We start from the raw sequence: 12280 nt of genomic DNA on the forward strand, positions 1-12280 counted from the left end.
TATAATCCTCATATCAAGGAGGGCGTCATGCCTGAGGCATACATCTACGATCACGTTCGTACCCCGCGCGGCCGCGGCAAGGCCGATGGCGCGCTGCACGAGGTCACCGCGCTGGCGCTCGCCACGGTGCCGCTGAAGTCGCTCAAGGAACGCAACAATCTTCCCGAGGATTCCGTCGACGACGTCGTGCTCGGCGTGGTCGACCCGGTCGGCGAGGCCGGCTCCGACATCGCCCGCTTCGCCGCGCTGAACGCCGGCCTCGGCGAGAAGGTGCCGGGCGTGCAGATCAGCCGCTTCTGCGCCTCCGGCCTCGATGCCGTGAACTTCGCCGCAGCCCAGATCATGAGCGGCCAGCATGAGCTCGTGATCGGCGGCGGCGCGGAATCGATGAGCCGCGTCGGCATCGGTGCCTCCGGCGGCGCCTGGCCGATGGATCCCTCGATGGCGGTGCCGGCCTATTTCATGCCGCAGGGCATCTCGGCCGATCTGATCGCGACCAAATACGGTTTTTCGCGCGATGACGTCGACGCCTACGCGGTGCAGAGCCAGCAGCGCGCGGCCAAGGCCTGGGACGAGGGCCGCTTCGGTAAGTCGGTGGTGCCGGTCAAGGATGTCAACGGCCTGACCATCCTTGCCAAGGACGAGCATATGCGCCCGACCACGACGATGCAGTCGCTGGCGCAGCTGCAGCCGTCATTCGCGGCGATGGCTGCGATGGCCGGCTTCGACGCGGTGGCGATCCAGTCGCATCCCGAGGTCGAGAAGGTCAATTACGTGCATCACGCCGGCAATTCCTCCGGCATCGTCGACGGCGCCGGCGCCGTGCTGCTCGGCAGCAAGGAGGCGGGCGCCAAGTATGGCCTGAAGCCGCGGGCGAAAATCCGCGCATTCGCCAATATCGGCTCGGAGCCCGCGATGATGCTGACCGGCCCGGTCGACGTCACCGAAAAGCTGTTCGAGCGCTCCGGCATGAAGAAGTCGGACATCGACCTGTTCGAGCTCAACGAGGCCTTCGCCTCGGTGGTGCTGCGCTACATCCAGGCGTTCGACATCGACAATGCCAAGATCAACGTCAATGGCGGCGCGATCGCGCTCGGCCATCCGTTAGGGGCGACCGGCGCGATGATCCTCGGCACCGTGCTCGACGAGCTCGAGCGCACCAACAAGGAGACGGCGCTGGTGACGCTGTGCATCGGCGGCGGCATGGGCACCGCCACCATCATCGAGCGCGTCTGAGGCGAGGGGAGCGAGCAACATGGCTTACAAGAATTTCAAGTTCGACGTCGACGCCGACGGCATTGCGCTCGTCACCTGGGACATCCCTGATCGCTCGATGAACGTGTTCGACGAGATCTCGACCCAGGAGATCGGCGAGATCATCAAGCAGACGACCGGCGATCCCGCGATCAAGGGCGTAGTGATCACCTCGGCGAAGGAGGCGTTCTGCGCCGGCGCCGACCTCTCGATGCTCGAGGGCATGAACCGCTCTTACGCGCAGCTCTTCAAGGAGAAGGGCGAGGAAGCCGCGAACCAGATGCTGTTCGAGCAGAGCCGCCAGATGTCGCAGTCGTTCCGCGCGATCGAGACCTCGGGCAAGCCGTGGGTCGCCGCGATCAACGGGCTTGCGCTCGGCGGTGGCTTCGAGATCACGCTGGCCTGCCACTACCGCGTCGCGGCCGAGAACCCGAAGACCCGGCTCGGGCTGCCCGAGATCAAGGTCGGCCTGTTCCCCGGCGCCGGCGGCACCCAGCGCGTGCCGCGTCTTGTGCAGCCGGCGGACGCGATGCAATTGCTGCTCAAGGGTGAGGCGGTCAGTCTGAGCCGCGCCAAGGCACTCAACCTGGTTCACGCGGTGGTGCCGGCAGCCGACCTGATCAAGGCCGCGAAGGACTGGATCAAGGGCGGCGGCAAGGCGGTCGCGCCGTGGGACGAGAAGGGCTTCAAGCTGCCCGGCGGCCCCGTCTTCTCCAAGATGGGCATGCAGATGTTCCCGGCCGGCAATGCGATCTATCGCCGCGAGACCTACGACAATTATCCGGCCGCGCGCGCCATCATGAGCTGCGTCTATGAGGGCCTGCAGCTGCCGATCGACGCCGCGCTGCGGGTCGAGTTCGCGCTACTTCACCAAGGTGCTGCGCTCGAAGGAAGCGGCGGCGATGATCCGTTCGCTGTTCCTGTCGATGCAGGAACTGAACAAGGGCGCCCGCCGCCCGGCGGGCGTGCCGCCGACCAAGGTCAAGAAGCTCGCCGTGATCGGCGCCGGCTTCATGGGCGCCAGTGTCGGCTATGTCTCGGCGCAGGCCGGCATCGACGTCGTGCTGGTCGATCGCGACCAGGAGAGCGCCGACAAGGGCAAGGGCCACGCCAAGACAGTGGTCGACGGCCTGATCGCCAAGGGGCGCATGAAGCAGGACGCGGCCGATGCCATCCTGGCGCGGATCTCGGCCACATCAGACTACAACGTGATCTCGGACTGCGACCTCGTCATCGAGGCGGTGTTCGAGGATCGCAAGGTCAAGGCGGATACCTATGCCAAGGCCCAGCCGCTGCTGAAGCCGGGCGCGATCTTCGCCTCCAACACCTCGACCCTGCCGATCAATTCGCTGGCCGAGGAGTTCAAGGACCAGGGCAAGTTCATCGGCATCGACTTCTTCTCGCCGGTCGAGAAGATGATGCTGGTCGAGATCATCCTCGGCAAGAACACCGGCGACGTCGCGCTGGCGACCGCACTCGACTATGTCCGCGCGATCGGCAAGACGCCCATCGTGGTGAACGACTCCCGTGGCTTCTTCGCCAACCGCTGCGTGATGCGTTACATCTCCGAGGGCAACGAGATGCTGCTCGAGGGCGTGCCGCCGGCGATGATCGAGAACACCGCCAAGATGGCCGGCATGCCGGTCGGGCCGCTGTCGCTGCAGGACGAGGTCGCGCTCGATCTCGGCCTGAAGATCACCAAGGCGACCGAGGCCGATCTCGGCCCCAACGCGATCGACCAGGCGCAGAAGAAGCTGATGGTCGAGATGGTCGAGAAGCAGGGCCGCTTCGGCCGCAAGAACGGCAAGGGCTTCTACGACTATCCCGAGAAGGGCAAGGGCCAGAAGAGCCTGTGGCCGGGGCTCGCCAATCTGCAGCCCAAGCAGATCGATCCCGACACGCTCAGCGTCGAGGAGTTGAAGCAGCGCTTCCTGGTGGTGCAGGCGGTGGAGGCCGCGCGCACCGTCGAGGATCACGTCATCACCGACGTGCGGGAGGCCGATGTCGGCTCGATCCTCGGCTTCGGCTTCGCGCCGTTCACCGGCGGCGCGCTGTCCTACATCGACTTCATGGGCACCAGGAACTTCGTCGCGCTCTGCCACAGCTTCGAGAAGAAGTACGGCTCGCGCTTCACGCCGCCGAAGCTGCTCGAGGAGATGGCCGCCAAGGGCGAAACCTTCTACGGCCGCTTCCCGCCGAAGAAGCAGGCGGCGTAAACTTCCGGGGCGAACTCGCGCAGGATCAAGCCGGTCATCGATCCGACTTGATCCTGTTGCGCGACGGTCATGCGCGTCAAAGTCCCGCCACGCTCGTTCCCCACTGGCACCACGCTGCTGGCATCACTCTTGCTCGTCGATCGCCGGGGCGACGATCAGCGTGAGGGTGTCGTGCGATGAGTTCTGCGTTCAAGGAAGGTGCCGCGGAGATCGCGGCGAAGGATTCCTTGTTTTCCTTGCGGTCATCGCGGTGGCGGAAGCCGCTGCGTCTGCGGGGCAAAGGCCCGTCATGGGCCGGCCTCGCGCTACTCGTTCTGGCCGCGGATATTGTGCTCGCCGCGACGGTCTGCAGGCCGTCAATTTCTTCCGCCATTGAGCCGTCAGTCTCCGGAGAGAGCAAGGCGCCGGCGAGATAGGCGAACTGGTTGAACGCGAGACAGGCGACGACGATCGGAGCGCCGGTGGCAAAGGAGAAACCGTCGGATTGGAGCACGATCGCCGCGAGCACCGCGACCAGCGGCGACTCCAGCATCAATGTCCAAACCCGAAAGTACAAACTGGTTGCCAGCCCAACCATGGTGCTGGTCAATAAAAGGGTAAAGGCGATCGTCACATTTTTAGACCAGTTGGAGCGGAGGGCGCGCCGCAGGTCATAGTCGGTCAGTTGGATCGCGCGAACAAGGACGGCCACGCCCTCAGCCGGAACTACACCGACTTAGTATTAATCGCTTTAATGCAGGTTAAATTGAGACGTTCCGCCTCCGGTGTCGAGAGAGAGGATCGGCGAACCCACAACAAAAAAGAGCCGGATCGGCCGACCCGGCTCTATCGCGGTCGCTGTGAGCGAGCTCAGGCCGCCTTGAGCAGGCCTTCCTTCTTCAGCGCCTCCTGCACCTTCGGGCGCGCCGCGACGCGGGCCTTGTAGGCGGTCACGTTCGGCAGGCCGGAGAAGTCGAAGCCGAGCCGATCCTGCGCCCACATGATCATGGTGAAGAGGTAGCCGTCGGCGACCGTGAACTGGTTGCCCATCAAATAGTCGCGTCCGGCGAGCTGGCTCTCGACATATTTGAACTTGCCCATGGCGCGGTCCTTGAAGAAGGCCTTGGCGTCGTCGGCGAGCACGGGCGAGAACATCGGGCCGAGATTCTTGTGCAGCTCGGTCGTGGTGTAGTTCAGCCATTCGAGCAGCTTGTAGCGCTCGTTGGAGTCCCGCGCCGGCGCCAGCTTCTTGTCGGCGGCCTTGTCGGCGATCATCTGGATGATGATCGGCCCCTCGGTGACCATCTCGCCAGTATCCAGCGCCAGCGCCGGCACCTGGCCCTTGGGGTTCACCTGGAGGAAATCGTCGCCGTTTTCGAGCTTCTTGGCGCGGAGATCGACCTTGACCAGGTCGTAGGGCAGCCCGGCCTCGAGCAGGGCGATATGGGGGAGAGGGAGCAGGCACCGGGGGTGTAATAAAGCTTCATAGGGGTATTCCTTCCCTTGTTCTTGGCGTCCGGAGAGGGATTGCCTACATGCGCCTGCATGAAATAGTCAAGATTGATGCAGATGCATTCAGTGCGGTACAGTCGGTGCCGGGACCCTATGAGCTAGACCATGAAACGCAAGCTATCGAGCGAGGCGACGGCCGCTTGGATCCGCCTGATGCGGGTGCCGAGCCGGGTGCTGGACTGCGTCGAGCAGGATTTGAAGAAGGCCGGTTTTCCGCCGCTCGCCTGGTATGACGCCTTGATCGAGCTGTCCCGCGCGCCGTCGGGCGAGCTGCGCCCGGTCGAGCTCGAGCGGCAGATGCTGATCCCGCAATATTCGACCTCGCGGCTGATCGACAAGCTGGTCGACGAGGGGCTCGCCGCCGCCGCGAATGCAAGATCGACAAGCGCGGCCAGTTCGTCGAGATCACCGAGGCTGGACGCGAGCTGCAGAAGCGGATGTGGAACGCCTATTCCGCCGCGATCGACAAGCATGTCGGCTCCAAATTGTCCGACGCCGACGCGACCAGGCTGTGCGGCCTGCTCGACCGGCTCGGCTGCGCCTGCGGCGACGCCAAAGGCGACGTCAAGAACGAGACCAAGGCTGACAGCAAGGCTGCGCCTGCGCGAGACGGCGTGCCTGCCCGATGATATTGCTAATTCCATCATCCGCAGCCGTTGTGGCTCGCGGATGTCCCTGCCACCGCGCGCCTTCGATCGAAGCGCCCTTGAGTTGGATTATCTATGGCGCGTGACCAGATCGACATGACGCCGCTGCAGTCGCGCGACGAACTCGTGGCGTGGCTTGAAGCCGGCGTGAAGCCTGAGTCCGAATTCCGGATCGGCACCGAGCACGAGAAGACTCCGTTCACGCTCGAGGGCCATCAGCCCGTGCCCTATGAAGGCGCCAAGGGCATCGGCGCGCTGCTCGAGGGCATGAAGCTCTTGCTCGGCTGGGAGCCGATCATGGAGCGTGGCAACATCATCGGCCTCTATGACGTCACCGGCGGCGGCGCGATTTCGCTCGAGCCGGGCGGGCAGTTCGAACTGTCGGGCGCGCCGGTCGAAACCGTGCATCAGACCCAGTCGGAATTGATGGCGCATCTGGCACAGGTGCGGGAGATCGCAACCCCGCTCGGCATCGGCTTCCTCGGCCTCGGCATGACGCCGTCCTGGTCGCGCGCGCAGATCCCCGTGATGCCCAAGGGGCGTTACAAGATCATGCGAAACTACATGCCGAAGGTCGGCAAATACGGCCTCGACATGATGTTCCGGACCTGCACGGTACAGACCAATCTCGACTTCTCCTCCGAAGCCGACATGGTGAAGAAGCTGCGGGTGTCGCTGGCGCTGCAGCCGATCGCGACCGCCTTGTTCGCCAATTCGCCGTTCACCGAAGGCAAGCCCAACGGCTTCCTGTCGTTCCGTTCCGAGATCTGGCGTGACACCGACAATGCGCGCAGCGGCATGGTGCCGTTCGCGTTCGAGGACGGCATGGGCTTCGAGCGCTATGTCGATTACGCGCTCGACGTTCCGATGTATTTCGTCAAGCGCGGCGAGGAATATATCGACGTCTCCGGCTCCTCGTTCCGGGATTTCTTCGCCGGCAAGAATGCCGCCTTCCCGGGCGAGCGCCCGACCTTGTCGGACTGGGCCAATCATCTCTCGACGATCTTCCCCGAGGTGCGGTTGAAGCGTTACCTCGAAATGCGCGGCGCCGACGGCGTACCGTGGGGCCGGCTGCCGGCGCTGCCGGCGTTCTGGGTCGGGCTGCTCTACGACAATGACAGCCTCGATGCCGCCTGGGACATCGTCCGCCACTGGACCGCGCCGGAGCGGCAGGCCCTGCGTGACGACGTGCCGCGTTTCGGCTTCAAGTCGCGGATCAAGGACCGCTATCTGTTCGAGATCGCCAAGGAGTGCCTGATCCTGTCGCATGCCGGATTGCGGCGGCGCGGCCGGATCGATCATCTCGGACGCGACGAGAGCCGCTTCCTCGAACCGCTCGAGCGTATCATCGAGGCCGGCCGTTCGCCGGCGGAGGAGATGCTGGAGAAGTTCAACGGTCCCTGGAAGGGCTCGGTGGAACCGGCCTACCAGGAATACGCCTTCTGATCCCCGCTCGGCCCCAATCCGGGCGTGAGGCGCGCGCGGACGGCGGTGGTGTCGCAGCCGCCGTTCATCAGCCGTACAGGTTCATGGCGTTCAAATGAGCGCCCCGCGAAACGCGCGGGGCTGCGCGAATTTGAAAGCAATCTCATGGGGATAGGCCGCCTCTTTAGGGCGTGTGTGGTGATGTTTGCGGTCCTTGCGGCCGCGGTCGTCGCGCGCCCGGCATTGGCGCAGACCAATTTCGACCGCCCCGGCGGCGACTATCTCAACGCGCCGGTGGCGACGGGCGATCCGGCCGATTGCGCGCTGACTTGCGAGCGCGACCGCCGCTGCCGCGCCTGGAGCTTCAACTATCCGACCGACGCCAACAACGGCGCGGTGTGCTGGCTGAAGAGCACCGTGCCGCCACGGGTGCAGAACGTCTGCTGCGTCTCCGGGGTGCGCGGCGCGGGCGTGGTCGAACCGCGCAACGGCGCTGTCGAAACCTCGATCGACCGCCTCGGCGGAGACTACAAGAATTTCGAGCTGAAGAGCAGCGACGGCGACGAGGCCTGTCAGGCCGCCTGCACCGCCGACAACAAGTGCCGCGCATGGACTTACGCCCGGCCCGGCTATGCCGGCCGCGACGCGCATTGCTTCCTGAAGAAAGAGATCAAGCCGCCGCGCCGCAAGGCGGGGTTCACGTCGGGCGTGGTGCGTTCGGGGCCGCACACGCGTCCGTCGTCCCTGCTTTCGCATGCTTTCGCAGGGACGACAGGCTACTCCGCCGCCAGCACCGTGATCTCCGGCCAGAGCGCTTTCCAGCGCGCCGCCTTCGTCGCATAGTTCGCCGCCGAAAAGTTCGCGGTCCGGTTCGGCCGCACGATCATGCCGGCGACATCGTCGAAACCGTTCGGCGCATAGACGTCGTAGCCGCGCGGAGTGCGTCGGATGCCGATCTGCGTGTTTTCGGTGAGGAAGCGATCGATGCCGTCGGTCGAACGCGACAGCGCCGGGTAGGGCAGGCCGTGCTTGTCGGGGTACCAGAGATGGACGCGGGCCTGGTTGCGCACCTCGATCGCGACACCGAGATGCGCGAGCCGTGCCTTCAGCTCGCGGATCACCGCGTCCTCGGCCTCCCATGAGGTATCCGGATCGAAATAGAAGATGTCGTGGTCGCTGATGCCATGATCGAGCGGCCGGCTGGTCAGCACGTTCCACACGGTCTGCACCAGGCAGCCGGCGACCAGCCAGCGCATCGGGCAAGCCGAGGCGGTACAACTCGTCGGTGATGGCTTGATTGGCCGGGTTGCGCAGCGTGGCTGCGAGGAATTCGTCCTGCGTCACGACGAGGCGGTCGCGTCGTAGTCCCGGACCGCCTTCTTCGATGCCAGCGCGCGCCAGTTCCGGCGCAGCAACGGCTCGACGGTGGCGCGTTTGGCCTTGGACAGGCGGATCAGCACGGTCGGATAATCGCGGTAGTGATCGGTGAAGTAGAACACCTTGGGCTGATGCTCGACCAAGATGTCGCGCTCATCCGGCGTGACGCCCGGCATCACCAGGCTGTCGCCGTCCTCCTTGAGCCGTACCAGCATCCTGTTGCGGACCTTCAGCGCCGGCGTGCCGTAGGAAGAGCCGTCCTCGACCTCCGGCCACGCCAGCGCGATGTGCCTGATGTCGTCGAAGGTCACGACTATCAACCCACAAGGAATGTAGCCCGGACGGAGCGAAGCGAAATCCGGGACATCTTGCCGAGTGGGAGATCCCGGATTGCGCTGCGCTCCATCCGGGCTACGCGTCTACTGCACCGAGGTGAAGAAGCGCGCGAGGCGGAAGCCGGACAGCCAGGTCCAGACCGGCTGGCTGCGGATGCCGAGGTCCAGGAGCCGACCACGGCGTCGGCGCGACCGATCAGATTGTCGATCGGCAACAGGCCGACACCGCCGTCGCGCACCGGTACGCGGCTGTCGGCGGAATTGTCCCGGTTGTCGCCGAGCACGAACAGTTTGCCGGGCGGCACCGTCACCTCTTGGGTGTTGTCGAGCCGGCCGTTGTCGCGAATCTTGAAGATCGCGTGGTTGACGCCGTTCGGCAGCGTCTCGATATAGCGATACGCCTCCTCGCCGCCGCCGCGATCGTCTTCGGCGAAGCCGGTGCCGTCGGGCTTCGGCGTCGCCGGATGATCGTTGATGAAGAGCTGACCCTGCCGCATCTGGATGCGGTCGCCGGGCAGCCCGACCACGCGCTTGACCCAGGCCTGCGAGCGGTCGCCCGGCCAGCGGAACACGACGACGTCGCCGCGCTTCGGCGTCTCGCCGAACACGCGGCCGGTTTCAGGCAGCGTGATCTGGATCGGCAGCGAGGCCGCGCCGTAGCCATAGGGATATTTCGAGGCGACCAGCGCGTCGCCGATCAGCAGCGTCGGCTCCATCGATCCCGACGGCACGTAGAACGGTTCGGCGATCGCGCCTTTGGCGAGGAACACGACGGCCACGATCGCGGCGAGTTGCACGGCCTGCCCGCGCCAGCTGGTCGGCTTGGCCGTCACGACTTCGTTTCCGCTGCTCACTAGCCCGTTCCTCCGACCGTAATCCGTTCCATCCTGAGCGTCGGCTGGCCGACGCCGACCGGCACGCCCTGGCCGTTCTTGCCGCAAGTGCCGATTCCCGTATCCAGCGCAAGATCGTTGCCGATCATGGTGATCCTGTGGAGATCGGTCGGTCCGTTGCCGATCAGCATGGCGCCCTTCAGCGGCGCGCCGAGCTTACCGTTCTCGATCTTGTAGGCCTCGGTGCACTGGAACACGTACTTGCCCGAGGTGATGTCGACCTGGCCGCCGCCGAAATTGGCGGCGTACATGCCGTTCTTCACCGAGGCGATGATCTCGGCCGGGTCGCGGTCGCCCGACAGCATGTAGGTGTTGGTCATGCGCGGCATCGGCACATGGGCATAGCTCTGCCGCCGACCGTTGCCGGTCGGCTTCATGCCCATCAGCCGAGCGTTCTGGCGGTCCTGCATGTAGCCGACCAGAATGCCGTCCTCGATCAGCACGGTGCGGTTGGTCGGTGTGCCCTCGTCGTCGATCGACAGCGAGCCGCGGCGCGAGGCCATGGTGCCGTCGTCGACCACGGTGACGCCCTTGGCCGCGACCTGCTGGCCCATCAGGCCGGCGAAGGCCGAGGTCTGCTTGCGGTTGAAATCGCCCTCGAGCCCATGGCCGACGGCCTCATGCAACATCACGCCGGGCCAGCCGGCGCCGAGCACGACGTCCATCTCGCCGGCAGGCGCCGGCACCGATTCGAGATTGACCAGCGCCTCGCGCAGCGCGCCGTCGGCGGCGTCGCGCCAGGCCTTGGTCTCGATGAAACGCGCATAGCCTTCGCGGCCGCCATAGCCCTTGCTGCCGCTCTCTTGGCGGTCGCCCTGGCCGGCGACCACGGAGATGTTGACGCGCACCAGCGGGCGGATGTCGCGATAGCTCTCGCCGTCGGGCCGCAGGATCTCGACCACCTGCCAGGTCGCGGTGAGGCTGGCCGAGACCTGCCGCACCCGCGGGTCCTTGTCCCTGACATAGGCGTCGATTTCGCCGAGCAGTTTTACTTTTGCCTCGAACGCCGGGCCATCCAGCGGGTTCTCGTCGCCATAGAGCTTGATGTTGGTGTGGGCCGGCGCCGCGGCGAAAGTGCCGGCATAGCCGCCGCGCACGGCCGCGACCGCATCGGCGGCGCGGATCAGCGCCGGGATCGAGACGTCGGAGGAATGCGCATAGCCGACCGCGTCGTCCTTGACCGCGCGCAGGCCAAAGCCCTGAGAGGTGTCATAGGTCGCCTGCTTCAGCCTTCCGTTGTCGAACACCAGCGCCTCGGTCTGCCCGAACTCCAGGAACAGCTCGCCGTCGTCGGCGCCTTCAAGGCCGCGGGACACCTCGCGGCGGACGGCATCGCGGTCCAGATTGGCGCGGTCGAGCAGGGAGGTCGTGGCGGGATTGGTCATGGTCACTCCGACGCAATGCGATTGCTTGGCGATTCCTCGTCATCCTTGCCCGAAGCGCAACTGAATGCCAGTGGGGAACCCGGAAGCCAAGGATTTCGGGGGATTGAAGCAGAGACGAGCGGAAAACTCATCTTACAACCCGGAAACCTGTACCGGTCCCGGTTCAGGCCCGGACGGCGATCACCAAAGATAGTGGTTGGGGTGGCAAACCGGGAGTGCCTGCGGCTGTACTGTCGATCACAGTGCCCCGTCGGCGTCCTCACCTTGTCGTCATCACCTTGAGCGCCGATCCGCCTTCCGCGGCGGGCTTTCGCGCTCGGCTGCATCGCCCGATTGCGGCTTCGGCTGTGCGGTGCCCTGCGCCGAGGTCGGAAAGCCATGCTCCTGTGCCCAGCGGTACAGTTCATCGAACACCGGCTTGAGCGCCTTGGCGGACGGCGTCATCTCGTACTCAACCCGGGGCGGCACCTCGGGATAGACCGTGCGCTTGACGAGGCCGTTGGCCTCGAGATCGCGCAGCTGCGTGGTCAGCATATGCTGGGTCACGCCGGGGATCGACTGGCGCAGCTCGCCGAACCGCCGCTTGCGCTCGACCAGTTGCCAGAGGATGTCGCCCTTCCATTTCCCGGCCAGCACCGACAGCGCGCGATGAAATTGCGCCGACAGGTCGCCGTTGCACGGTTCGGACGTCGCCGGAGGCTCGGCAGGCTCAATAGTCAGTTTTTTCATACTACCTCACAAAAAGCATCCTACTTGTCCTTTTCATCTTACTCCCGAATTTAGTGCACCGAAAGCCGCGGGCCAGCCGCCGACCGGTCGGGTGGCCGCGCGGTCCGGCCTTACGAACAACTCGGGAGTCATCAATGTCAGTTGCAGTTGCCGCGGCGTCGCCGCGCTGGAAATCCGTCAGCCTCTGGGTCGTCAGGGGACTGCTCGCATTGGCCTTTGCCGCCGCGGGTGCCGCCAAGCTTTACGGCGTGCCGATGCTGGTCGAGGAATTCGAGCATATCGGGCTCGGTCAGTGGTTCCGCTATTTCACCGGATCGCTGGAGCTGCTCGGCGCGGTCCTGATCCTGCTGCCCCCGGTCGCAGCGTTCGGCGGGGTGCTGCTCAGCTGCATCATGGCCGGCGCCACCATCACGCATCTGTTCGTGATCGGCGGCTCGCCGGTGCCCGCCCTCGTGCTGCTGACATTGAGCGCGATCGTCGTCTACGCCAAGCGCAGCCAGTTCGCCCTGCTCGCGAGCGCGCCGTAAG

7 protein-coding genes and 6 pseudogenes are annotated in these 12280 nt (G+C 65.3%); 6 read left to right on the forward strand and 7 right to left on the reverse strand.

Translation table 11 applies throughout. The annotated features are described in order from the left end of the window. The first annotated feature begins 27 nt into the window (after nucleotides 1-27). Nucleotides 28-1236 (forward strand): acetyl-CoA C-acetyltransferase, encoded by a 1209-nt coding sequence (locus tag ACSKB9_RS28045; RefSeq protein WP_438077184.1) that lies wholly within the window; start codon nucleotides 28-30, stop codon nucleotides 1234-1236. 19 nt (nucleotides 1237-1255) lie between these two features. Then, nucleotides 1256-3470, forward strand: a pseudogene (locus tag ACSKB9_RS28050) (3-hydroxyacyl-CoA dehydrogenase NAD-binding domain-containing protein). 76 nt (nucleotides 3471-3546) lie between these two features. Here ACSKB9_RS28050 and ACSKB9_RS28055 read toward each other — a convergent pair. Beyond that, nucleotides 3547-4161, reverse strand: coding sequence for a hypothetical protein (locus ACSKB9_RS28055; protein ID WP_438077186.1), 615 nt, complete (start codon nucleotides 4159-4161; stop codon nucleotides 3547-3549). 158 nt (nucleotides 4162-4319) lie between these two features. Further along, nucleotides 4320-4936 (reverse strand): annotated as a pseudogene (gstA, locus tag ACSKB9_RS28060) (glutathione transferase GstA). A 130-nt stretch (nucleotides 4937-5066) separates the two neighbouring features. Between gstA and ACSKB9_RS28065 the strand changes: the two are divergent. The 3 genes and pseudogenes from ACSKB9_RS28065 to ACSKB9_RS28075 all read left to right on the forward strand — a co-directional run. After that, nucleotides 5067-5590: pseudogene (locus ACSKB9_RS28065) on the forward strand (MarR family winged helix-turn-helix transcriptional regulator). 93 nt (nucleotides 5591-5683) lie between these two features. Continuing rightward, nucleotides 5684-7054, forward strand: coding sequence for a glutamate--cysteine ligase (locus tag ACSKB9_RS28070; RefSeq protein ID WP_092088053.1), 1371 nt, complete (start codon nucleotides 5684-5686; stop codon nucleotides 7052-7054). Between the two features lie 144 nt (nucleotides 7055-7198). Continuing rightward, a pseudogene (locus tag ACSKB9_RS28075) lies at nucleotides 7199-7750 on the forward strand (PAN domain-containing protein); the annotation flags it as partial. Nucleotides 7751-7809: 59 nt separating this feature from the next. Here the strand turns inward: ACSKB9_RS28075 and ACSKB9_RS28080 are convergent. The 5 genes and pseudogenes from ACSKB9_RS28080 to ACSKB9_RS28100 form a co-directional block, all read right to left on the reverse strand. After that, nucleotides 7810-8377 (reverse strand): annotated as a pseudogene (locus tag ACSKB9_RS28080) (nucleotidyltransferase family protein). Beyond that, nucleotides 8374-8721, reverse strand: a complete 348-nt coding sequence (locus tag ACSKB9_RS28085; RefSeq protein WP_438077188.1) for an MmcQ/YjbR family DNA-binding protein — start codon at nucleotides 8719-8721, stop codon at nucleotides 8374-8376. Before ACSKB9_RS28085 ends, ACSKB9_RS28080 begins: the two are co-directional and overlap by 4 nt. A 108-nt stretch (nucleotides 8722-8829) precedes the next feature. Continuing rightward, nucleotides 8830-9599, reverse strand: a pseudogene (gene lepB, locus ACSKB9_RS28090) (signal peptidase I). After that, on the reverse strand, nucleotides 9599-11023 hold the full coding sequence (gene tldD, locus ACSKB9_RS28095; protein ID WP_028334625.1) for a metalloprotease TldD: 1425 nt from the start codon (nucleotides 11021-11023) through the stop codon (nucleotides 9599-9601). Before tldD ends, lepB begins: the two are co-directional and overlap by 1 nt. Before the next feature lie 273 nt (nucleotides 11024-11296). Next, on the reverse strand, nucleotides 11297-11752 hold the full coding sequence (locus ACSKB9_RS28100; protein WP_438077191.1) for a winged helix-turn-helix transcriptional regulator: 456 nt from the start codon (nucleotides 11750-11752) through the stop codon (nucleotides 11297-11299). Nucleotides 11753-11886: 134 nt separating this feature from the next. Here ACSKB9_RS28100 and ACSKB9_RS28105 point away from each other — a divergent pair, with 134 nt between their 5' ends. Next, nucleotides 11887-12279 carry a DoxX family protein gene (locus tag ACSKB9_RS28105; RefSeq protein WP_438077193.1) on the forward strand — a complete coding sequence of 131 codons (393 nt, stop codon included), beginning with the start codon at nucleotides 11887-11889 and terminating at the stop codon, nucleotides 12277-12279. Nucleotide 12280 lies beyond the last annotated feature (1 nt).

It is taken from the genome of Bradyrhizobium sp. BR 1433, assembly GCF_051547665.1.
GTDB classification, from domain to species: domain Bacteria; phylum Pseudomonadota; class Alphaproteobacteria; order Rhizobiales; family Xanthobacteraceae; genus Bradyrhizobium; species Bradyrhizobium australafricanum.

Excerpts from the sequence above, each read along its gene's own strand:
- ACSKB9_RS28045 (WP_438077184.1), top strand. The coding sequence starts at position 28 with ATGCCTGAGGCATACATCTACGATCACGTTCGTACCCCGCGCGGCCGC.
- ACSKB9_RS28070 (WP_092088053.1), top strand. The coding sequence starts at position 5,684 with ATGGCGCGTGACCAGATCGACATGACGCCGCTGCAGTCGCGCGACGAA.
- tldD (WP_028334625.1), bottom strand. The coding sequence starts at position 11,023 with ATGACCAATCCCGCCACGACCTCCCTGCTCGACCGCGCCAATCTGGAC.
- ACSKB9_RS28100 (WP_438077191.1), bottom strand. The coding sequence starts at position 11,752 with ATGAAAAAACTGACTATTGAGCCTGCCGAGCCTCCGGCGACGTCCGAA.
- ACSKB9_RS28105 (WP_438077193.1), top strand. The coding sequence starts at position 11,887 with ATGTCAGTTGCAGTTGCCGCGGCGTCGCCGCGCTGGAAATCCGTCAGC.